18 protein-coding genes and 6 pseudogenes are annotated in these 22,620 nt (G+C 58.3%); 10 read left to right on the forward strand and 14 right to left on the reverse strand.

Translation table 11 applies throughout. The features are described 5' to 3' along the window. Positions 1-274 precede the first annotated feature (274 nt). Positions 275-1,385 (forward strand): annotated as a pseudogene (locus JCM15831_RS18115) (OmpA family protein). Positions 1,386-1,464: 79 nt separating this feature from the next. On the opposite strand, the pseudogene cysK reads toward JCM15831_RS18115, so the two are convergent. Further along, a pseudogene (cysK, locus tag JCM15831_RS18120) lies at positions 1,465-2,465 on the reverse strand (cysteine synthase A). 112 nt (positions 2,466-2,577) lie between these two features. Between cysK and JCM15831_RS09900 the strand changes: the two are divergent. Continuing rightward, entirely contained in the window at positions 2,578-3,027 is a 450-nt protein-coding gene (locus JCM15831_RS09900; protein ID WP_025824146.1) for an RrF2 family transcriptional regulator, read from the forward strand. Positions 3,028-3,082: 55 nt separating this feature from the next. On the opposite strand, the gene JCM15831_RS09905 is transcribed toward JCM15831_RS09900, so the two are convergent. Continuing rightward, positions 3,083-3,619, reverse strand: coding sequence for a hypothetical protein (locus JCM15831_RS09905; protein ID WP_025824147.1), 537 nt, complete (start codon positions 3,617-3,619; stop codon positions 3,083-3,085). A gap of 328 nt (positions 3,620-3,947) precedes the next feature. Here JCM15831_RS09905 and JCM15831_RS18125 point away from each other — a divergent pair, with 328 nt between their 5' ends. The 4 genes and pseudogenes from JCM15831_RS18125 to JCM15831_RS18135 all read left to right on the forward strand — a co-directional run bounded on the left by JCM15831_RS18125 (position 3,948) and on the right by JCM15831_RS18135 (position 7,502). Further along, positions 3,948-4,517, forward strand: a complete 570-nt coding sequence (locus JCM15831_RS18125) for a hypothetical protein (RefSeq protein ID WP_373277634.1) — start codon at positions 3,948-3,950, stop codon at positions 4,515-4,517. A gap of 63 nt (positions 4,518-4,580) precedes the next feature. Next, positions 4,581-6,598 (forward strand): annotated as a pseudogene (parE, locus tag JCM15831_RS18130) (DNA topoisomerase IV subunit B). After that, positions 6,598-6,858, forward strand: a complete 261-nt coding sequence (locus tag JCM15831_RS22740) for a hypothetical protein (protein ID WP_232228116.1) — start codon at positions 6,598-6,600, stop codon at positions 6,856-6,858. Before parE ends, JCM15831_RS22740 begins: the two are co-directional and overlap by 1 nt. Then, a complete protein-coding gene (locus JCM15831_RS18135) occupies positions 6,819-7,502 on the forward strand; it encodes an EamA family transporter (RefSeq protein ID WP_232228117.1) in 684 nt (227 codons plus the stop codon). The genes JCM15831_RS22740 and JCM15831_RS18135 overlap by 40 nt, the downstream gene beginning before the upstream one ends. 8 nt (positions 7,503-7,510) lie before the next feature. On the opposite strand, the pseudogene mutL reads toward JCM15831_RS18135, so the two are convergent. The 4 genes and pseudogenes from mutL to ileS form a co-directional block, all read right to left on the reverse strand. Next, positions 7,511-9,354, reverse strand: a pseudogene (gene mutL, locus JCM15831_RS18140) (DNA mismatch repair endonuclease MutL). A 9-nt stretch (positions 9,355-9,363) separates the two neighbouring features. Further along, a complete protein-coding gene (locus tag JCM15831_RS09930) occupies positions 9,364-9,900 on the reverse strand; it encodes a DUF3035 domain-containing protein (RefSeq protein WP_025824148.1) in 537 nt (178 codons plus the stop codon). 43 nt (positions 9,901-9,943) lie between these two features. Then, positions 9,944-10,321: a signal peptidase II gene (gene lspA / locus JCM15831_RS18145; protein WP_373277635.1), complete on the reverse strand. Its 378-nt coding sequence runs from the start codon at positions 10,319-10,321 to the stop codon at positions 9,944-9,946. A 147-nt stretch (positions 10,322-10,468) separates the two neighbouring features. After that, positions 10,469-13,353 (reverse strand): annotated as a pseudogene (gene ileS / locus JCM15831_RS18150) (isoleucine--tRNA ligase). 435 nt (positions 13,354-13,788) lie between these two features. Here ileS and JCM15831_RS09965 point away from each other — a divergent pair. From JCM15831_RS09965 to JCM15831_RS09970, 3 genes are all read left to right on the forward strand, one after another. After that, positions 13,789-15,093 carry a hypothetical protein gene (locus JCM15831_RS09965; RefSeq protein WP_025824153.1) on the forward strand — a complete coding sequence of 435 codons (1,305 nt, stop codon included), beginning with the start codon at positions 13,789-13,791 and terminating at the stop codon, positions 15,091-15,093. A gap of 49 nt (positions 15,094-15,142) precedes the next feature. After that, entirely contained in the window at positions 15,143-15,337 is a 195-nt protein-coding gene (locus tag JCM15831_RS21510; RefSeq protein ID WP_156938820.1) for a hypothetical protein, read from the forward strand. A gap of 177 nt (positions 15,338-15,514) precedes the next feature. Continuing rightward, the gene (locus JCM15831_RS09970; protein WP_025824154.1) at positions 15,515-15,940 is read left to right on the forward strand and encodes a hypothetical protein; all 426 of its coding nucleotides are present in this window, start codon (positions 15,515-15,517) and stop codon (positions 15,938-15,940) included. 362 nt (positions 15,941-16,302) lie between these two features. Here JCM15831_RS09970 and JCM15831_RS09980 read toward each other — a convergent pair whose 3' ends face one another. The 8 genes and pseudogenes from JCM15831_RS09980 to JCM15831_RS10015 form a co-directional block, all read right to left on the reverse strand. Beyond that, complete coding sequence (locus tag JCM15831_RS09980; protein ID WP_025824156.1) at positions 16,303-16,728, reverse strand: VOC family protein; 426 nt, start codon at positions 16,726-16,728, stop codon at positions 16,303-16,305. Between the two features lie 13 nt (positions 16,729-16,741). Next, entirely contained in the window at positions 16,742-17,671 is a 930-nt protein-coding gene (locus JCM15831_RS09985; RefSeq protein WP_025824157.1) for a bifunctional riboflavin kinase/FAD synthetase, read from the reverse strand. After that, on the reverse strand, positions 17,668-18,360 hold the full coding sequence (gene mtnC, locus JCM15831_RS09990) for an acireductone synthase (RefSeq protein ID WP_035774247.1): 693 nt from the start codon (positions 18,358-18,360) through the stop codon (positions 17,668-17,670). Before mtnC ends, JCM15831_RS09985 begins: the two co-directional genes overlap by 4 nt. After that, on the reverse strand, positions 18,357-18,914 hold the full coding sequence (locus JCM15831_RS09995) for a 1,2-dihydroxy-3-keto-5-methylthiopentene dioxygenase (RefSeq protein WP_025824159.1): 558 nt from the start codon (positions 18,912-18,914) through the stop codon (positions 18,357-18,359). The genes mtnC and JCM15831_RS09995 overlap by 4 nt, the downstream gene beginning before the upstream one ends. Next, positions 18,911-19,528, reverse strand: coding sequence for a methylthioribulose 1-phosphate dehydratase (locus JCM15831_RS10000; RefSeq protein ID WP_025824160.1), 618 nt, complete (start codon positions 19,526-19,528; stop codon positions 18,911-18,913). The genes JCM15831_RS09995 and JCM15831_RS10000 overlap by 4 nt, the downstream gene beginning before the upstream one ends. 7 nt (positions 19,529-19,535) lie before the next feature. Next, entirely contained in the window at positions 19,536-19,805 is a 270-nt protein-coding gene (locus tag JCM15831_RS18155) for a twin-arginine translocase TatA/TatE family subunit (RefSeq protein ID WP_025824161.1), read from the reverse strand. A gap of 119 nt (positions 19,806-19,924) precedes the next feature. Next, positions 19,925-20,365: pseudogene (locus tag JCM15831_RS18160) on the reverse strand (CHAP domain-containing protein); the annotation flags it as partial. Further along, positions 20,362-20,994: a regulatory protein RecX gene (locus JCM15831_RS10015; RefSeq protein ID WP_035774249.1), complete on the reverse strand. Its 633-nt coding sequence runs from the start codon at positions 20,992-20,994 to the stop codon at positions 20,362-20,364. The pseudogene JCM15831_RS18160 and the gene JCM15831_RS10015, both read right to left, overlap by 4 nt. A 59-nt stretch (positions 20,995-21,053) precedes the next feature. On the opposite strand from JCM15831_RS10015, the gene JCM15831_RS10020 reads away from it, so the two are divergent. Further along, on the forward strand, positions 21,054-22,613 hold the full coding sequence (locus tag JCM15831_RS10020) for a D-aminopeptidase (protein ID WP_025824164.1): 1,560 nt from the start codon (positions 21,054-21,056) through the stop codon (positions 22,611-22,613). Positions 22,614-22,620 lie beyond the last annotated feature (7 nt).

The following is a 22,620-nucleotide window of genomic DNA, read 5'->3' on the forward strand; positions in this document are numbered from 1 at the left end:
TCCCACACTCACGAGAGGAAGACAGAACGTCGCGTCAAGGCAAATGCACCCTTGCCTGAAACATGCGTTGCACAGGGATGACAGTTCAGCGAAAAGACGGCATTCAGATCGCTGCGGACGGCTGCTTTGCAAGCCTCCTCTCAGTCTGCCGCGTGAAAAGGATGGAGAAGACGATATGACGCTGGAACACCGACCGAGCGGTGAAACCGTTTACCGCCCGTTGTCCGATGTCCCGCAGGCGGTCGGATCGCTCTCCCGACTTTTCCGCAGGAGCATTCTGAGCCTTACCGCACTGGGCGGTCTTTACCTTGCCGCGGCACCGGCTCAAGCACAGGTCGTCAAAGGCCTTTATGTGGCAGGCTCAGGCGGCGCGAGCTTCAATCAGGATCAGACGGTTCGCCTGTCCCCTGTCCTTCCGAGCGGCCGCGATCATTATGACGCAGGCGTCACCGGATTGGGCTCGGTCGGCTGGGGTCTCGGCAACGGTTTCCGTGTGGAAGTCGAAGGCAATTATCGGAACAATCGCCTGCAGCAGTTCAAATCGAGCTATTTCCCATCTGCTGCTGGCGGCCGTCAGCAGCAATACGGTGCGATGGTCAACGCCCTGTTCGACATGGATATCGGCGCTAACTGGGTCTATCCGTATTTCGGCGCAGGTGTTGGCTATGGCTGGCAGGCTATGAAGCTTCGGTGCGCGCGCCTAATAACTATCTGAACCAGACCATCGGCGGCACCACCGGAAACTTCGCCTATCAAGCATTTTCGGCCTGTCCTTTCCGGTACCTTTCGCGGTCGGCCTCTCTTTCACCACCGAATATCGCTTCTATTCGCTGCTCGGCCCTAACGGTCATTATGCGCGTGGCTATGGCAGCATCGGCGGGTACGATGCGCCCCGCCCGGCCGGAGCGATGGAAGGCAACCGCGTCACGCGCAATGATTTCAATCATTCGCTGCTGCTCGGTCTGCGCTACGAGTTCAATCCGGCACCGCCGCCGCCTCCTGTTGTTCCTGTCGTCACAGCACCGGCCCCGGCCCCGGCACGCAGCTATCTGGTGTTCTTCGATTGGGATCGTGCTGATCTGACAGAGCGCGCCCGTTCGATCGTTGGGACAGCGGCTCAGAACTCGACCCACACGCAGCTCACGCGCATCGAAGTCAATGGCTACACGGATAACAGCGCCGCTCATCCCGGAGCACGTGGTGCCAGCTACAACATGAAGCTGTCCCTGCGCCGTGCCGATGCGGTCCGCGCAGAGCTGATTCGCGATGGCGTGCCGGGCGGTCTGATCGTGACCAAGGGCTTTGGTGAGAGCAATCCGCTGGTTCAGACGGGCGCCAACACCCGCGAGCCCCAGAACCGCCGCGTCGAGATCGTTCTCCACTAAAACCCGACAGAAAGGGCATCTTCCTTCCTGACAAAAAAGAGGCTAATGCCCTCTTTTTTATGTCCGGTTCGCCGCTGTCTCAGACCAGCCCGTTAAAGAGCGACGTGGAAAGATAGCGCTCGGCAAATGACGGGACGATCGACACGATGGTCTTGCCCGCATTCTCGTCGCGCTGCGCCAGAGCCAGAGCTGCATGAAGCGCAGCCCCCGAGGAAATCCCGATCGGTATGCCCTCGATGCGCGCACAGCGACGCGCCGCCGCCATGGCGTCCCGCTCTGAAACGGCGAGAACCCCGTCGAGGATCGACGAATCCAGGGTATTGGGACAAAATCCGGGGCCGATGCCCTGAATGCCGTGAGGACCCGGATCGTCGCCGTTCAGCACGGCACTCTCTGCAGGCTCGACACCCCAGCATTGCAGGGACGATTTCCTCGGCTTGAGCTTCCGAGCGATCCCGGTCAGCGTTCCCCCGGTACCGACACCGGCAACGACAACATCCACGCCCCCTTGCGTATCCTCCAGATCTCCTCGGCTGTCGTGAGCGCATGGATTTCAGGATTGGCCGGATTGTCGAACTGGCTTGGCATCCAGGCATCCGGCAGGGACGCAACAAGCTCTTCCGCACGCAGGATGGCTCCAGCCATACCCCGTGCAGCTGGAGTCAGTTCAAGCTGGGCATCCATGAGGCGAAGCATCTTGCGACGTTCGATCGACGCGCTCTCCGGCATTGTGACGATCAGACGATACCCCAGAGCTGCGGAGGCAAAGGCCAGAGAAATTCCTGTGTTGCCTGAGGTAGGCTCGACCAGGACCGTCCGGCCCGGTGTGATCTCGCCGCGCGCTTCAGCCTGCTGGATAAGGGCCAGGCCGATGCGGTCCTTGACTGAGCCCAGAGGATTGAAGAATTCCAGTTTAAGCAGGAGACGCGCCTTGAGGTCGTCTGCTTCTGTCAGACGAGGCACGGCAACGAGAGGCGTGCCCCCGACGGTCTCGAGAATGGACTCAAAGACCCGCCCTCTCGGAGCGGCGTAACGGGATGTGAAATCCCCTTCCTGCGGCGGCACCAATCGGGTCGTCATGAGCAATTCCTTCGTTCGATACAGCAAGGCGGATAGTCCCGCGATGCAAGACTGTGTTTTCTCGACAATAACTGCTACATAACGCGTAATTTGTCATTGAGGAAAAATTTGCATGTATCTCCGCAGGGATAGGGCGATGATTGCCGTGATTATCATGGTTGATGTGGCCTTCCATGCTGGCCGGTCCAGCCTCGTCAGCGGCGGGGACATCGCCGAGCGCGCAGGTCTGGCCCGTCGTGGAATCGAGCCGCTGCTACAGGCTCTCTCACGGTCGAGCCTGCTTGAAAGCGTGCGCGGCCCGCGCGGTGGGTATCGTCTGGGGCGCCCCCAGCGCGACATCGGTCTCGACGAGATCGTGCGTGTCGTCGTTTCGGAAGATGTGGGAGCGGAAGAGACGGCCCAGGGGGCGCTTTATCGCAATGTGATCGAACCCTGCTGGCAGGTTCTCGATGAGACGGTCCGCGGCGAAATGGCGGCGCTCACTCTTGAGGAAATGGTTCGTCGAGCTGAAGCTGCCGGGCTGCGTCGCCCGGTTCACGAACCGATCTCGTTTTCGATCTAGACGATCGCCGAACGATGCTGCTTCTCGTCAATCGGGAGAAGCAGCAGGACCGGACTTACTTCTTGGCTGTTTTGCGACGGGCCGTGCTGTGCTTAGCCACAGGCTTCTTGGCAGCAGGGGCCACAACGGCTGGTGCCGGCGGTGCAGCAACAGTGACACCGGTTGCATCGACAACGGCGTTGACGGTCAGCTTGCCGCGCTTTTCGGTCCCACCCGGGATCAGGATCGCCGTGAAGCTGTCCTTGCCAGCATAGGCGGTGCTGGGCGTGTAGGTGATGTAGGTGTGATCGTCGAAATTATACATGAAGGCCTTGCCATGCTCGGGAGCAGGCGAGACGCCGAAAGAGCGATAATTGGTATTGCCCGGCTTCTGGACCGACAGGGCACAAAGTCCATCATCGCTTCGCACCGTCATATCTACGCTCATGCTGCCATCGGGCGCCGTCTTGACCGGCGTCGTCTTACAGACAGCAGAGACTTTCTGATAGCCGAAAGGATTGGGAGGCACGACGCGCTGCACAATGGGCGTTTGCGCACAGGCCGCCAAAGTCAGGGCCGAAACGAGAGTAATTGCAGAACCACGCAGTCGCACCATCAACTCCACTGAACACATGTCATCGCAAATCGATACTGCCTTCTTCGCATCAGCAGGCCCGACACAAGATGTCTTCTGGCATGATGAACGCCTCTGAAGACAAGTTCGTCAATGGCCCTAGCGCAAGCAAGGCCGCACAGGAAGGGGGAAGCCACGATGGAAACGAAAGAAAAGCCCCCACGACTTTTTTTTTGAGAAAATGGCTCTCTCCCTTGCGTCCGGGCATTTTCTCGCCGCAATTGCTGCGACATAATCCTGTCGCATTTCACTGCCCTGCTCGCGCTCCCTCGGTGCGACGCGCGCAACCTGTCTGTCACCTGCCCTTGTGGAGTTCCCTGATGTCGCTTTCAGCCCGGCAACGCTCCTGCGTCCGTTCGCGCGTCTCACCGCCTGCACCCTGCTTGCGAGCAGCTTTCTTGTCTCAGGTGCCGCCTACGCAGCAGGATGCAGCGAGTCTCCCGCGCATGAGGCCTTCAACGTGCAGGGGCTGAAAAGCGAACTGATGGTCACAGCACTCTCCTGTAGTGCACAAGATCGCTATAATTCTTTTGTTACCAAGTTTCGTCCAAAGCTGGCCGCTGAAGAAGAGCGTCTGAATACCTATTTCAAATCGGCCTATGGTCGTAACGCCATGAAGGCGCATGACGACTACATCACCCAGCTGGCCAATGTGCAGTCCGAAGGTGGACTGAAGGCCGGTACGATTTTCTGCCAGCAGCGTGTCGCCATGTTCGACGAGGTCGATGCCCTCGATGACGGTGCGGATCTGGCCCATTACGCCGACGCGAAGGACGTGGTCCAGCCGGCTTCCTTCGAGACATGCTCTGCCCCGGCAGCCGTGACGCATAGCCGCGCAAAGAGCACACGTCGCACGCATCGCAAGTCACACAGCTAAAAACTGCTCCATCCCTGCACGGGGCGCTTGACGGCGCCCCTGCGAGGCCGTCAAGAACGCAATATGAACGACGACCTCTTCAAGAGCGATGAAAAGCCCGCACGTCGCCCCCGCAAGGCGACGCAGGCCCCGGTGCCGGAAAATTACGGCGCGGATCAGATCGAAGTCCTCGAAGGGCTCGAACCCGTAAGACGGCGTCCTGGCATGTATATCGGCGGGACAGACGACACCGCCTATCATCACCTTGCCTCCGAAATTCTCGACAACGCCATGGACGAAGCCGTTGCCGGGCATGCCAGCGTCATCGACGTGGCGCTCGAAGGCGCACAATTGCTTATGGTCCGCGATAACGGACGCGGCATTCCGGTCGATGCCCATCCCAAATTCAAAGATCGTTCGGCGCTCGAGGTCATTTTTACCACGCTGCATGCCGGGGGAAAATTCTCAGGCAAGGCCTATGACACCTCTGGTGGATTGCATGGTGTCGGCTCATCGGTCGTCAACGCCCTCTCCTCGAAGCTCGAAGTCGAAGTCGCACGCGAAAAGCTTCTCTGGCGTCAGGATTACGCGCGCGGCAAACCGATCACGCCGCTGCAGCAGGTGGGCAATGCGCCCAATCGACGCGGAACCACGATTCGATTCTCGCCAGACACTGAAATCTTCGGTACGTTGGGGTTCTCTCCCCAGCGCCTCTACCGCCTCTGCTGCTCCAAAGCCGCCCTGTTTCGCGGCGTCACCATCCGCTGGAGCGTCGATCCGGCACTGGTCAAAAGCGGCGACGATATCCCGACCGAAGCAACGATCCATTTCCCGAATGGTCTTGCGGACAGCCTGAACGCCGAACTTGGCGCCAGCCCTGCCCTTCTCTCGCCTCTCTGGGCAGGAGAAGCCGAACTACCGATGGCCGCCGACGGTCGCACTGGCGGCAAGCTGGAATGGGCCGTGGCGTTTCTGGAGCAGGGCATGTCGAGCATGACATCCTACTGCAACACCATCCCGACACCTCAAGGTGGCACGCATGAAGCCGGGTTCCGTGCAGCTCTGGTCAAGGGTTTCCGTGCCTGGGGGGAGAGCCGCAACACCAAACGCGCCGCCGCCGTCACGGCAGAAGACATTCTAGGCGCGTTGGCAGCCAAACTGTCCGTGTTCATTCGCGACCCGCATTTTCAGGGGCAGACCAAGGAAAAGCTGACGACCCAGGAGGCGAGCCGTCTCGTGGAAGGCGCGTTGCGAGACCGTCTGGACCATTGGCTGGGTAATAATCCGGGTCAGGCAGATAATCTTCTCGCTTTCATCATTGAACGCGCCGAGGAACGCCTGCGCCGCAGAGAGAGCAAGGATACGCCCCGCAAGAGCGCCACGCGCCGTCTGCGCCTGCCGGGCAAGCTGACCGACTGCACACGCGAGAACGCTGCGGATACCGAGCTTTTCCTCGTCGAAGGAGACTCGGCCGGTGGCTCCGCACGTCAGGCACGCGATCGCGAGACGCAGGCCGTACTTCCTCTGCGGGGCAAGATCCTCAACGTGGCATCGGCGACTGCGGACAAGCTGAAGGCCAATCAGGAACTGCGTGATCTGGTCGAGGCTCTGGGGTGCGGTTCAGGATCTGGCTTCGACCTGACCCGTCTGCGCTATGGACGCGTCATCATCATGACCGATGCTGACGTGGATGGCGCGCATATCGCCTCGCTGCTCATGACATTCTTCTACCGTGAAATGCCTGAGCTGGTGCGCAAGGGACATCTCTACCTCGCGCAGCCGCCGCTCTATCGACTGACCACGGCGCCAAGACAGTCTATGCCATGAATGATGACGACCGGGTGCGTCGTCTCAAACGCGACTTCAAGCAAGGGTCGAAGGTCGAGATCTCCCGATTCAAGGGTCTCGGTGAAATGCCGGTGAAAGACCTCAAGCAAACCACGATGGATCCGGCCAAGCGTACGCTGTTGCGTGTTGTCGTCCCACCAGAAGACAGGGCCCTGACGAGCGACCGGGTTGAAAGTCTGATGGGGCGTAAACCCGAGCTGCGCTTCCGCTTCATTCAGGAACACGCACGCTCGGCCGAATTGCTCGACGTCTGATGGCTTCGCTCGATCATCCGACATCGACACGACTCGACAAACTCGGTGGTCTGGCCCTTCTGATCGGGGGAATTTCCTCCTTCCAGATTGGCGCAGCGATCGCCAAAGGGCTTTTCCCCCTCTTTGGGGCGGAAGGCACGGTCGGCCTACGCGTCGGCATTGCCGCCATCATTCTGCTGGCTGTTGTCCGGCCTCGACGCTCCGTATTGCGTCCGGGGATATGCGCCTGCTTCTGCCCTATGGCGCGTCCATGGCAGTGATGAATTTCGCGTTCTACATCGCGCTGGTACGCTTGCCGCTGGGTCTGGTCGTGGCCTTCGAATTCATGGGGCCGCTTTCTCTGGCGCTGGTCGGGTCACGCCGCCTGCTCGATCTGCTCTGGGCGGGCATGGTCCTTTCCGGGCTCTATCTGCTTCTGCACCCGGATCATATTCAGGGTCATCTCGATCCGATCGGTGTCAGCGCTGCCCTGATCAGTGCTGTTGGCTGGGTTGTTTACATCCTGACCGGCACCCGGATCGGTCGTGTCCTGCCTGCGGCAGAAGCCACGACGCTTGGCATGACGACGGCGGGCATCCTGTTGCTCCCTTGGCTCCTCCCTGTCGCCATGCCGGCAATAACGCATCCTCATCAGGGTGTGCAGGCAGCCGGGGTCGCCATCCTCTCCTCAGCCGTACCCTATATCCTCGACATGATGGCCATGCGTAAGCTTGGCCCGCGCGATCTTGGCATTCTGCTCAGTCTCGAGCCCGTACTCGGATCGATTTCAGGGCTTCTCCTGCTTGGAGAGTCTCTTTCCGTTGCGCGTTGGCTTGGCGTGTTGTGCATTGCTGGAGCTTCGGCAGGCAATGTGTTGACCAGTCGCAAATCACCCCCGGACGGCACAATCGTGCCGCCGACCTGAGCCGATCTCTATCTGATACGCCCAAAGAGCTTTTCGAGCTCGTCGCGCCCAAGACGCAGCCAGGTGGGGCGCCCATGAGAGCATGTCCCTGCGCGGGGCGTCTGTTCCATCTGGCGCAAGAGGGCCGCCATCTCCTCCTGTTGCAGACGCCTGCCCGCCCGGATGCTGCCATGACACGCCATTCGGGCAATCACGGCATCGACGCGCCTTTCGAACGCGGCACTGTCACCCGGCACAAGATCGAGATCGGCGGCAAGCTCCTCAGACAGATCACGTAACAGCGCCACACCATCACCGCCCTGAAGAAGAACCGGCATGGTCCGCAGCAACACGCTGCCTCCTCCAAAGGAGTCGATCTCGAGCCCGAGGGCCTCCAGCGCGCTCTTCCATTCCAGCAGGCGCTCTGCCTGTCCGGGTGGAAGATCGACCACTTCAGGCAGTAGAAGACGCTGAGCTTTCAGCGTCCCTGACGCGTAATGCGCAAGGAGCTTCTCATGGGTCAGACGTTCATGAGCGGCGTGCTGATCGACCAGTATCAGATCGCCATCCTGCCCAACCGCCAGAATATAGGTATCGAAGATCTGCGCGACCGGCGCACCGAGCGGGAAGGCCGCTCTCTGCCCTTCATCGGGCTGGATCACAGGACGTGAGACAGGCTCGAACGGACCGAGCCCGTCACTGAAACCGGAAGGAGCCCTTACCTGTGTCTGGGGGGAAGCCGCGCCAATTCCAGCCAGGGAGCTATAAGCCGAGAGGAAGCCTGAGTCCGGCCGAGCCGGCTCGGGTGCAGGATACTGGATGCTCTGACGCGCAGGGACCGAGAAGCGCATGCGCGTTCCTCCCTCACCGGCCCCGTGGCCAAGCGCCCTTTGCATGGCCCCGATCATCAATCCTCTGACATCGGCCTCGTCGGCAAAGCGCAGCTCGGTTTTGGCAGGGTGAACGTTCACGTCAACGCGGTCATGCGGCAGCTGAAGATGAAGCGCGAGAACCGGATGACGTCCCGGCTCGATGACCGGACGATAGGCGACGCGGATCGCGGTTTTCATCAGCGGGTCGGCGACGGGACGATGATTGACGACCAGAAACTGCGCAGCAGCCGTTGCGCGGGTAGCCGCTGGCCCGCAAATGAAGCCGGTCAGGTGCAGACCGTTGCGCTCTTCGTCGAGCGCGATCAGGGAGTCCGTCTCGCCAAGAACGGCCTGTACGCGTTCAACGAGACTCTGTGCGGGGAAATCGAAAACCACCCGCTCGTCGAGCGCAAAGCGTATGGCGCATTGGGGGGCGGCTAACGCCAGCCGCCTCATGACCGATTCGGCATGACCGCCTTCAACACGGGCGGATTTCATGAATTTGCGTCGTGCCGGTGTGGCGAAAAACAGATCTTCGACGACCACGCGCGTTCCCGGAGCGCCGGGAGCCGGCGCGGGCGGAGTCAGCACCCCGCCATCGAGACGCAGCATCCAAGCTGTATCGGAATCGTGCTGACGCGAGGTCATGCTCAGCCGCGCTGTGGCACCGATCGAGGGCAGAGCCTCTCCACGAAATCCCAACGTGACGATATGGGTCAGGCTCTCATCACTCAGCTTGGAGGTGCAGTGACGCTCGACTGCATGGCAAGGTCATCGGGGGACATGCCACAGCCATTATCCACGACCTCGATCCGGTCGCAGCCCCCATTGGCGAGAGCGACCTCCAGCCGGGTTGCCCCGGCATCGAGCGCATTCTCGACGAGTTCCTTGAGAGCGGCGGCAGGCCGCTCGACAACCTCACCTGCCGCAATCAGGTCGATGACGTGATTGGAAAGGCGACGCAGCCTGGGGCGAAGAAGAGTGCGCTCAGGAGAAGTCATGATGCGGCATCAGAAGACGCCGAGAAACGAGCTCTTCGATTTCTTTGTCGGGGTTGCACCGGTGGAGGGCTTCTGTCCGAGTGCGGAAGCACGCTGGATACGACGGTTTTCCGCTTCCGTGTCGACAACGCTGCCGGAATTTCCACCACGCCAGAACATCAGCTCATCCGTCAGACCGGCGCCAGCTGCGCCCAGTTCAGCATTATTGGGCGCCTTGGAAGCCTGATCGATCTGACCGACCAGAGCCTGCTGACCCGCACTATTGCTTCCCGCTGTTGAATGCAGCGCGGCATTTGGCGAGAGCGTTTCGAGCGCTTGCGTCCGCGGGTTCTCATCCGCCGTGTGCTCACCCTGACCCGGCAGGCTGAGCTGCTCTGAGGGCGGCATGGAGAGCGGTGCACGTGTCGTGACCGTATATTCGTCGGGCATTGAACGCTCGAGGCCGAAAGCCCGCGAAACGTCAGAGCCGGAACATGCCGGGAGGAGCGTTGTCAGGCCGAGTACCGGCAGGACGCGAAGGACGGACGAGAAGGAAAGCTGGGCCATATCGGTCTCAATCCTAATTGAGCGTTTCGGCATCGACAAGAGATCAATGCTCGCGCGGTGCGGTTGCCTTGCGCCGATCCGACCAGATCGAATCGATTGCCCAGGCAATCACACCGCATACGATTGCGGAGTCGGCGATATTGAACACATACCAGCTCCAGCCGAAAGCATGCGCGTGGATGAAATCGACAACCGCACCAAAACGGATACGGTCAATGACGTTGCCAACCGCGCCGCCTGCAATCGCAGCAGACGCGATGGCCACGACGAGACGCGTGGTGCGCAAGGTCTGCCAGAGCAGAGCGAGCACGGCCGCCAGAGCAAGGGTGCAGAAAAGAAGCGGTCCGTAAGCCCCAACACCGCCCAGCATGCCAAACGTCACGGCATGGTTCCAGACCATGGTGAAGCTGAGCCCCGGCATGACGTCTACGCTCTTTAAGGGGAAGCTTGAACACCTCCAGCACCCACCATTTGCTTGCCTGATCGGCAAGCAGGACGGCCAAGAAGGCAATTGCCCCGCCGATGAGGGTCGCAGGACGACCGAATGACAAAGCGATTTTTGCGCCCGTCACAATGCCACCACGTCGCTGCATCTCAGGCAAAGGCCCGAATGCTCGGCATGGCTACCCACTTCCGGAAGGACACGCCAGCACCGGAGGCATTTCGTGCCCTCGGCTTCCCCAACACCCGGCCCGGGATGCGCTGCGACGACGCCTTCACGCTCGGGGTCGGATCCATCATCGATATAGAGCGACGGCACATTGGTCAGAAGCTGAATATCGGCGTGAGAAACGATGGCGAGTTCAGCCCAGTCAACGTCACCGAACACAGCCTGCTCCTGCTCGGTCAGCGGCAGGTTCAGACGTGCTTCGAGCGATGAGCCGATTACCCCGCCGCGCCGGGCGCCTTCGAGCTCGGTGGTGATCACGCGGCGCAGAGCGCGGATCTGCGTCCATCGCTCACCTAGGGCAGAATCATGCCAGATCGGATCCGGCTCGAGGAAGCTTTGCAGATGCACCGAGCTTTCTTCCCCGAAACGGGCCGACCAGGCTTCTTCAGCCGTAAAGACCAGAACCGGAGCCAGCCAGGTGGCGAGCGCACGATGCAGGATATCCAGCACAGTACGAGCGGCACGACGACGCAGCGACGAAGGGGCATCGCAATAGAGCGCGTCCTTGCGCACGTCGAAATAGAAAGCTGACAGATCGGTCGTGCAGAAGCCATGCAGCATCGGATAGACGCCGACCCATTGATGGGTCTGCACGGCCTGCTTCAGCAACCCACCCAGATCACTCAGACGATGCAGGATATACCGCTCCAGCTCCGGCAGCTGCTCATAAGGCACGGCCTCTTCGGGCGTGTAGCATCGAGCGCTCCGAGAAGCCAGCGAAGCGTGTTGCGCAGACGGCGATAAAGCTCGCCCTGCTGCTTCAGGATCTCATTGCCAATACGCAGATCTTCGTTGCTGTCGGAATTGACCACCCAGAGACGCAGGATATCGGCGCCCAGCTTGTCGGTCACCTGCTTGGGCGCAATCACATTGCCCAGAGACTTCGACATCTTGCGGCCCTGCTCGTCGAGCACGAAGCCATTCGTTACGATCGCTTTCATCGGCGCGACGCCACGCGTGCCAACGCTCTCGAGCAAGGAGGACTGGAACCAGCCACGATGCTGATCCGACCCCTCGAGATAGAGATCGGCCGGGACATTCAGCCCGTCCTCACCCAGAACGAAGCTATGGTTGATCCGCTTTCGAACCAGACATCGACGATGTCGAAAACCTGCTCATAGTGAGCTGGGTCACGCCCCTCGCCAAGGAAAAGCGCGGGATCGGCACTATACCAGATATCCGCCCCATGCTCGGCCATGCGTCGACGACGCGCTGCATCACCGCCGGATCGCGCAGGACTTCGCCTGTGCTCTTTTCGACGAAAACAGCAATCGGCACGCCCCAGGCGCGTTGGCGGCTAATGCACCAGTCGGGGCGCTGCTCGATCATGGAGGTCAAGCGGTTGCGTGCGGCCTCAGGCACGAAGGTCACATCGGCCAAAGCGTCGAGCGCCTTGCGGCGCAGTGCCTGATCGCCATCCATCCGGATGAACCATTGTGGCGTCGCGCGGAAAATGATCGGCTTACGTGAACGCCAGGAATGCGGGTAGGAGTGCACAATGCTCGAGCGCGCCACAAGACCCGCCGCCGCATCACCATTACTCGCCCAGCGCTGCGTCGCCTCACTCAGAGCCGCGCAGACCGGATCCGCCGCTTTAAAGACGTGAAGACCCGCGAAATGCGGCACCCACGGAGCGTAAGTGCCATCATCCTGCACCAGCTCCGGAACTTCGATGCCATATTGACGGGTCAGCAGAAAGTCATCCTGACCGTGGGCGGGGGCCATGTGCACCAGGCCCGTACCGGCATCGGTCGTCACAAAATCGCCCGGCAGCATGGGCACATCGAACTCATAGCCACAGCCCCGCAGCGGATGGGCACAGAGCGTGCCCTCGAGGGCGTCACCCGGCAGGTGTAGAGCGTGTGATATTCCTGGATACCCGCCTGCTTGCAGAAATCGGCCAGACGTTCTTCGGCAATCAGAAAGCGCGAGCCGGGCGCGACCAGGGCATTTTCTTCCATCAGATCGGCGCGGATCACGGCGTAAGCGATCTCGGGGCCGTAAGCGATGGCGCGATTGGCCGGGATGGTCCAGGGCGTAGTCGTCCAGATGACCGCCGAAGCACCCTGAAGGGCCTGACCGGGGGTGGGGTCAGTTTCGATCGGAAAAGCGACATGGATCGTTGTTGACGTAATGTCGTGATATTCGATTTCGGCTTCGGCAAGGGCCGTTTTCTCGACCGGGCTCCACATGACGGGACGGAGACCACGGTATAGCCCGCCATTGAGCAGGAACTTGCCGATTTCGCCGACGATCGCAGACTCGGAGCTGAAATCCATGGTCGCGTAACGGTTCTGCCACTCGCCCTGAACACCGAGACGCTTGAATTCCTCAGCCTGAATATCGAGCCAGCGACGCGCATAGTCGCGACACTCTGCACGGAATTGAAGAACAGGCACATCGTCCTTGTTCTTGCCTGCCTTGCGGTATTCCTCTTCCACACGCCATTCGATCGGCAGACCATGACAGTCCCAGCCCGGCACGTAGCGCACGCGCGAGCCATTCATACGCTGGGCGCGATTGATAACGTCTTTGTTGATCTTGTTCAGGGCGTGACCGATATGAAGATGGCCGTTTGCATAAGGCGGGCCATCATGAAGCGTGAAAACCGGCTTGCCCTTGCCTGCCTCGATAATGCTCTGATCGAGCCCCATGGACTCCCAACGTGCCAGAATTTCGGGCTCACGCGTCGGCAAATTGCCGCGCATGGGAAAGCTGGTGCGAGGAAGAAAGACCGTGTCGCGATAACGGTCCTGAGGATCGGGGCTTTTTGAATCAGGCATCTTCGATCAATCGACGGAGTCAAGGAACCGCGAGTTATGCGAAGAGGGAGGCTTCGGGGTCAAGAGGCCAAGCCGGTAAGCTCTTCACAAGGTACTTAAGATGACCGTGTTGCGCTAAACCTTACACCGTCGTCTCAACGGACTTAGTCCCGAGGTCCGGCTCAATCTCTCGGGGTCACCTTTTCAGAGTGAACTCGTAAGACCATCATTGATGTGGCAATTTCAGATAATACGAACGCAGTCTTTTATCCGTACTCTCCATGGCAGATTCTGCGCCAACATTAAAAAAGAAATTCCACGGCTCAATTTGATAGATATTACCTTGAACCATAACGAGGCATCGTTTCCTGCCGCAGGAACACAGGGTGTTGGAACTTGTCTAAAATCAGCCAAAAGCGTATGAAAGCAGGCCCCAAATAAACAAGGAACGCTGTGATGATTATTTATGAAGGAGAAAGCATAGTACTACATCACGAAAAAGGCGATTCCGAATTTGTATTGATCACTTTTACCGGACTAAACTGCGAAGAAGTAGCCAAAGAATACTTCTCTTTAAAACACACAGCAAGAAAAAAAAACTTAACCGTCTTCGGCTTTGCGACCAAAAAACCCAACTGGTTTCTGGGCAAAGAGACGGACGACGCGATTGAAACACTTAATTCGCTCATAGATAAGCAGAAAAAAGTTATCGTTTTCGGCTTATCTATGGGCGGGTACGCCGCAATCAAACATTCCAAAAAACTACGTGCGTCATGTGTCTTATCGATGTCGCCAAAATACTCGATAAATCCTGAAGAATGCATAATCGCTGAAAACTATCGGAAATACCTCACTGACGACATGGAAAATATGTCGTTAAAATCTGGAGATATCTCAGAAAATACTTATATACTAAGCGATCCCCATGAGAAAACTGACTTTTATCATACGCAACTTATACTAAACCTCTCTCCCTCGGCAAAACATATACAAACATTTTATAGCGATCATGTTGTGTATGAGAGCTTGTCTGGCTCCGAAGCCATGTACACTCTTATTATCAACGCCGTGAATGGCAATGAATCTGATTTGAGAAGGTCCGCCTCTACAATAAGGAGACATAATTCTGCAAATATAAGAAATAGATTTCTTAGAAGCTATGAGAAACATCCGATTCTTGCCGGGATTATGCTGATCTCTCCCAAAATTATGCATTTGAGAAATGTTGATTTTATATTTGAGCATGAAGTAAAAATCTGCGACCTAATATATAAGCTTATTTTTCTTGATAAACGAGAGATAGCCCTTAGACTTTATAGCAGATTAGTAAGCAACACCTTCGCCATAAAATCGAAAAACGGCCTTGGGGAAATCAATAGACGGAACGACCTTCCCGTTGTTCTCGACATCCATGGAAATCACTTATTTTACGATTTTACAGAGAAAAAGCTTACCACTGGGAACTTGACTTCTCTAACGAAGGGATATTTTAGCGTTATTTGCAATACAATCGATGGAAAAATGCGACCTTCGATTATGATATACGGGAATCTTTTTCCTTTGGTTCAATGCGGGGATGATGTCTGTATTGAAAACAAAAAAGAAAGCGCATCAAATTTTGTTATGTTCTTTGTGTATAACTACAATCGGAACTATGTTTTCTTAAAAACCAGAGACGGAATGGCCACGCCGCTCTATGAAAACAAAGTATTCATGAACACTTCCGTAGAATTGGACTTCGAAAAATTTGTCCTGCTCTAGTAAATCAACTAAAAAGCCATCAACGATCACGGATTCAGAGCTGAAATCTATGACCACATGGCGGTTCAGCCACTCATCTCGGGGCACCGAGGCGCTTGGACGCTTCGGCCTGGAATATCGAGGCAACGGCGTACCTCGTCGCGCCACTCTGCACGGAATTGCAGGACAGGCAAGCAGTCTTGTCGATCTTGCCCCGTGCGTGACCGATATGACGATGGCCACTCGCACAAGGCAATCGGAGTGATTTCACGCGGCGAACCGTTTCGAAGCCTCAAATTTTTGATCTGGCGCTCCGCTCATTCCTTTGTCGCAACTTTATCACGATAAAATCATTCAGGATGCAATGATTAATCTATATATCAGAACAACCTAATCTTTATTTCAGTGAAATATACCATAAATACCTGCGACAGGCTCGATCATGATTTTCAATAAAGTTGCAGCGATATCTCTGGTAGCGGTAGCGATGACCCAACCCGCTCTTTCGCGCGACTTTCGCTTTGAATCGGCAGTAGGCACCAAGACGATCGATGAAATCGTCAATAATATGAACCGCAAGGTGCCCCTTATCGAAAATAAATTAGCGACTATCATCCGGGCTTCAAGAGAAGACCGAACACTTGTAGAGGAGATAGAGTTAACGCCTTACGCAGAGGAGGCTATCAATAACTTCTCAGCAGACAAGTTCAGGCGAGTACTCTACGATGCCACCCTCGAGCGCTACTGCTACGGCACTCTGAAGCTTCTCTCAGATACAGATGTTTCGTTGAAGCTTATTTTCTATCGACAGCGCACAGAATTTTATCGCGTGTTCCTGATTCCAGTAACCTGCACGATCGTCAATTGACAGAAATTTCGTCTTTCACAAACGCCTTCTACAACTGATGTCGCATCGCTTCAGGCCCACGCTCTACGGCATTGATCTGCAAGACCGAGTAGAACCCGGTGAAGCCTGAATATTCTCGAACGTTTCATCGATCTGCTCTCCGAGAACAGCCAGATCCCGACGGAAGAAGTTCGTCATTCGCACGAGGTGTGACGCACTCAGTCTACGCCGTGCCTCCTTCTGTGCAAGATGCTGCTCCATCGCCTGCATCTGGTACATTTGCATCGCGCCAAACATGGAGCCCCCTCCAATTAACTGCGGGTAATGTATGACATTTTTCTTGTGACTTGAAACATATTTTCCACATCCCGGGTAGGAACTGCTTACCCGGTGGCATCAAATATCTTGAGGCCAGAAGGCACATCTCTCGCTCGACTGCGCCAATGCGACAGACGTGTCGCCAATGAGCCCACGTGGATTTCGAGTTTGTGGCCGTCAGGGTCCAGAAAATAGAGCGACTCACCCTCGCTCGTGTTTTCTTTCCACAGGGTCACACGACCGGCCAATTTCTGGGAGAGTGTGATGAACCCGGCCGGGGTGACCGTGAACGCGAGATGGGTGTCGTCCTGACGAGGCTGACATAACGCAGATGGGGCACATTCAAGACAGAGCCACAGCGCGCCAGCTTCAAGATAGGCCCCCCGATCCCAACGTGCTCGCATGGAGCACCCGAGGAGTCCTCCATAAAAATCGATCGCCCGTTCGAGGTCATGCACGCAGAGCGTCACGTGATTGACCCCCTGCAGCAAGCAAGGGTCGGGCTTAACGGACAGGGTTGAGTACAGCTCTGGCCTGAGACGCATCCTCGGCGATTTGCGCCTTCAACGCATCGAGCCCATCGAAACGGCGCTCTTCCCGCAACAGTCTGTGCAAGCTGATTTCCAGTGTCTGGCCGTAGAGATCCCCGTTGAAGTCGAAGAGGTTCACCTCGAGCCTGCTCTCCTGCCCATCATCGATCGTGGGGCGACGACCGATATTAGCCACACCCTGCGAGACACGTCCGTCGGAATGGCGGACCGTCACGGCATAGACGCCGCGGGCGGGCTCAATGTGCCGACCCAACGGGACATTCGCAGTTGGAAAGCCAAGAAGGCGTCCTCGTTTGTCACCGTGCGCCACTTCACCGCTGATAAACCAGGGTCGGCCGAGCTCCTCAGCGGCGCGTTCGGGATATCCCTCCTGAAGAAGGCGCCGAATACGCGAGGAGGAGTACGGACCGCTGATATCCGTCAAAGGCGGCACAACGGTGAGGCCAATACCAAGCTTCTCAAGCCTGTTTCCGAGAAATTCGATATTCCCGCCGCGTCGATGTCCGAATGCAAAATCCGGACCACACGCGACATGATGCACGCCGAGCGCGCGATGGAGCACGTCTTCGACAAAACGCTCGGGAGATAAATGGCTGAACCTGGCATCGAAGGGCAGCTGGAAAATCTGCTTCACGCCCTGCTCATGCAAAAGACGCGCGCGGACGGGCGGCAGCATCAGACGGATCGGCGGATCCTGCGGCCGAAAGAACTCGCGAGGATGCGGATCGAAGGTCACCGTCCCCAAAGAGAGGTCCGGACGTGCCGCATGCAACGATTTAAGAAGATGGACGTGCCCAGGATGCACGCCATCGAAATTGCCGAGGGCTACGGCGGCGCCACGCGCCTCTTGCGGGATTGCCACCCAGTCCTCGTGCAAGGTCATGGCACGGGCAGCTCGAATTGCTGGCTGACGCTACGAAAATCTGCTGCCTGAGGCGCGCCTTCATGGGGGGCCGTGCCATCTTCGGGCCGGACAAGCTGGCATGTCTTGAGCCCAGCCTCTGCCGCGGCATCGAGCTCGGCACCGATATCGGAGAGGAAAAGGATCTCTTCTGGAGCAACACCCGCACGAGAAGCGATCCCGCGGTAGCTTGCAGCCTCCTTCTTGCCCCCGATACCAAGATCGTAAAAGGCTTCGAAGAGCGGGGTAAGATCGCCCGCATCGGAATAGCCGTAGAGCAGACGCTGTGCACTGGCAGAGCCAGAAGAGTAAACAGCAAGACGCAGACCGGCTTCATGCCATTTTTGCAGCGACTGAGGAACGTCCGGGTAAAGATGCGCCTTGAGCGCACCCGTCTCAAAGCCCGTCTTCCAGGCAAGACCCTGAAGGGATTTGAGCGGCGCCACCTTCTCATCGCGCACAGTCCAGTCATGGAGCTGTGCCAGCGGGTCGCATCCCGGATGTGCCGCCTCGATATCCGCCAGCGCAGCCTTGACCTGCGGGTTGTCTCCCTGCTCACGCAGCAGATCCGGCATTACCCTGTCGGAATAAGGAAAGAGCACTTCCTTGACGAAAGAGATCGGCAAGGTCGTGCCTTCGATATCGAGGAGAATCAGACGAATCGTGCTCATGCCGCCAGATCCGGGATCACGACCGGAAAACGGCGCGCAATCTCATCGCCTGTGTAATCGGCAACCCAACCCGTCGTATCGGTGAAGACACGCAGCGCCACCACATCGGGGTTATGGCCAGCGTCGAACCAGTGCGGCGTTCCCTCAGGTACCGAGATCAGATCGCCCTGAACACACAGGATGGAATAGACCTTACCCTGCAGGTGCAGGATGAAAGCACCCTGACCATGGACGAAGAAACGCACCTCATCTTCGCTATGGGTATGCTCGGAGAGATATTTTTCCCGCATCGCAGCGATCTGCGGCGTATTGCGGTCAAAGCGCACCACATCGGCGCTGCCTGCTCCGGTTTCGCCCATCAGACCGTCGAGATAGGGACGATACGCCTCCAGAATCTCTTCGGGGGAGGCGTCCTTGGCGGGAGTGACAGGCGCCTGCCACCGCTCGAAACGCACGTTGAGTGGGCGCAGGGTCTCCGCGATAAGCCTTCCATCCTCGGTATCGAGAATGAGATTATCCGCTGTATCGTCGCGATAGATCGTCAGTCGGCTCATAGTTTCCGCCTTTCGAGTTCGCAGGCCAGGAGAAATTCCAGCCCTTCAAGACGGGCCAGCGCCATGGCCATATCCCGTCCCCAGACATAAACACCATGACCGCGGATTACGTAACCAGCCGGCATTCTACCCAATGAAGGGGCGACAACCGTAGCCAGGCGCGCAATATCCTGGTCGTTGTTGAAAAAAGGAACATCCAGCGCCGTGTCGTGGGTCGATTGCCCTTCGAACACCTTGAGCAGCTCATAGCCTGCCAGGGTCAGCACAGGCGTATCGATCTCCATCGACAGGATCGTCGCTGCAACAGAGTGGCCATGCAAAACTGCCCCGACCGATGGGTCAGAGCCATAAAGCTGGGTGTGCAGCAGCGTTTCGGCGCTCGCCTTCTGGGAAGGATCGAGTGGCCGCCCGGCAGGATCGATCTCGATGACATCCTGCTCGGTTAGAAAGCCCTTATGCCCCCCGGATCGGGTGATCGCGATGCGCCCATCTGCAAGGCGGCGGCTGAGATTGCCCGCTGTCGCTGGCACCCAGCCTCGCTGATCCATTCTGCGGCCTGCATGCAGCACATCCTGCACTGCATCCGACCAGGGCCGATCCGAAACTTGGGTCATGAAGAACTCAGCGATTGACGTTGTTCACATTACCGCCCGAGCTGGGGGGCGTGTATTGCGGCTGCTGGATGTTGCCGTGTGGCGGCGGCGGAGAGATCTGGCCATTGGGCTGATCGTGCTTCGTCTCCATGGATTCATCTTCGGCCATGTTCTTCTTGAAGGATTTGATCCCCTTCGCGAAGTCGCCCATCAGGCCACTGATCTTGCTGCCACCGCCAAACAGGATGAGTACGACGGCAAGCACTATCAGCCAGTGCAGGGGACTCATGCTACCCATAATCTCTCTCCTCGAATGACGGCACCAAACCGCCGTCTTTTGTCTCGCTTCTCACATGGCGTGATCGGGCGTCTCTTGCAAGCGGGCAATGTCATCGAGGTCGCGCGGAACGATGAAGCATAGGTCGGATAGGAGCGAGTGCCGAGATTGCGGATCGGCGCCCAGTAAACCCTGACGAGAGACCAGTCATTCTTGCGCGACACATCGATAACCGGCACCGAACGATCGACGCGGCCTGGCTCCCAGTTTGCATGTTCGACAAGAATCTTGCGTGAAGAGACCGTACTCCGCACGACCGAGACATGACCCGACGGCAACCGCCCGGTTGAGCGAAAAACCAGTATTTCTCCTTTGGCCGGGGTCTGGGTACGACGGTATTTGCCCGACGCCCCCCGCCACCAGGATGCCGCTGCGCCGTACAGATCCACACCCGTTTTAGCGCGGGCGTAAGGGGCACATTGTACCGGCCCGTTGAAGCTGGCACGACTATATTCGCGCGGGCCGCCGCCACAGGCGGCAAGGGTCAGACAGAACCCGAACCCTAAAACCAGCTTTTTCATGACGATTTCAGCGCCATGACGCGCTCCTCCGCTTCAGTGAGATCAAGTGAGAGGGCCCTCTCAGCGACGTCGCGCCCGAACCCGGCGCGGGCGAAAACAGCCAAAGCCCGTTGATGGCTCTCCGGCGCCAGATCGTCATCGTCCTGGCTGACGCCGCGCCGAAACGGGCCGAGGCGGCGTTTTCGCGCCAAAACGAGGGCCGCTCCCAATTCGCGCTCATGAGCACTTTCATCGTGACGATGGCCCAAGGCCTCCTCGAGCGCATCGCCAAGCACCTCCGCGCCGATGCCTTTCTGCGTCAGGCTGGCGGCGACAGCACGACGCGAACGCCCTGAACGCGTCAGGCTCAGTGAGCGCGACCGGGCAAAAGCGGCATCGTCCAGAGCTCCGAGAGACCGCATATCGGTCACGATCTGCGGGATTGCCCGACGACTTGCCTGAGCTTGGGCTTCGACCGTATCGCCCTCCCCTCCCAGCGCAGCGGCTTTGCGGGACCAGCGCATGACGGCACGATCCAGAACCTGAGCCAAGCCCTGTTCGGTCGCAGCAAAGCGCGCGAGATGACGCAACGCCGTCTCGCGCAGGCTTGCCGCTGTCGGCGGAGGAGGCAGTTCCGGAATCGCTGACATCGTTACATTGTGCCATAACTTCATGGCAGCAACATGGTGAAAATTACCGGAGTCCTCCCATGACAGTTTCGCAGCTCGATCGAGCCCTTACCGATCTTCCTTCTCTTTATCCGGGGCCGGGCGGCGCAGCGGCAGTCATCCGAGAGGGCGAGGTCATCGCGCGCCATAGCTGGGGCTTTGCCAATGCGGAGAGACGTCTGCGCTTTACCCCTCAGACCCTCTTTCGTTTTTGTTCGATCACCAAGCAGTTCACCTGCGCCCTGCTCGACACCTGGCCAGACAAAGCGGCGCTCAATTCGTATCTTGCGGCGCGCCTGCCGAACCTGCAGGAAGCCCATCCCGACATCATGCATCTGGCGCATAACCAGTCAGGACTTCGCGATTACTGGGCGGTCGCCATGCTGCATGGGGCACCGACCGAGTCAGTTTTCGGCGCGGCTGAGGCACATCGCGTCATTGCAGGCACGAGAAGCCTGCAATTTCGACCGGGAACGGCCTATTCTTACGTTAACCAGAATTTCTCCCTGATCTCGGAAGCTCTCGAGGCGAGCTCGGGACGGAGCTTTTCAGAACTCCTACGAACGCAGATCTTCGACCGCTACGGGATGAACACCGGCTTCCTCGCAGCGGATACCCAATCGATGCCCGATGGCACGCAAGGGTATGAAGGGAGCGAAGCAACCGGCTATCGTCAGGCCGTCAATCATATCTTCTGGACCGGTGATGCCGGGCTTGGCGCCAGCCTGAATGACATGATCGCCTGGGAACGCGCCATCGACGCTCAACGCGACGATCCTGAGGGATTTTATAATCGCCTGAGCGCGCCTGTGACGTTCCGTGATAGCGCGCCCGCTCGCTACGGTCATGGATTGCAACGCGGTACGCTTTTCGGTCGCGCCATGACGGGACATGGGGGCGCTTTGCGAGGCTGGCGCAGTCACAGGCTGCATCTGGCTGAGGAACGTCTGTCCGTTGTGGTGATGTTCAACCATATCTCCGAAGCCCATTCCGCAGCAGCTCTTCTCGCTGGGGCTGCACTGGGCATTCCGGCAGTGCAGGGACAGACACAGCCTGGCAACACAGCTCTACTCGGGCATTATCTGGACCGGGAGACGGGCCTCTCCGCCTCGGTTTCTCCGACGGCATCAGGCACGCGCCTGTCTTTACGCTATGCCTATCCGCCGGAAATACTCGAGCCCTGGACGCAAGACGGAGCCGGGCAAGACGCAACCCGGCTAAGCCTGTCCGGGGATGGGCTTCTGATGGCGCGACCTCAGGAGAACCGCAGCGTCAGCCTGAGCGCTATCCCCAGAACTGTCTCGCGCAATGATCTGGCAGGGCGCTATCATTGCGATGAGCTCGACAGCGTTCTGACAGTCGAGGGCTCGGAGGGAGCTCTTTACGGCGGTTTTTCAGGGATGCTCGGCCTAGGGCGCATGGAGCGCCTCCAGCCACTGGGCGACGATGTCTGGTTGATCCCCTGCCTCAGAGCGCTGGACCACTCCCCACCTGGCTACTGGACCCTCTCTTTCCAGCGCGACGAAAGCGGCAGGCTGACAGGCGCGCGGGTTGGCTGCTGGCTGGCCCGCGACCTGTTTTACAAGCGCCTGACCGCATGAATTTGAC

The sequence above is a fragment of the Asaia astilbis JCM 15831 genome (assembly GCF_000613845.1).
GTDB classification, from domain to species: domain Bacteria; phylum Pseudomonadota; class Alphaproteobacteria; order Acetobacterales; family Acetobacteraceae; genus Asaia; species Asaia astilbis.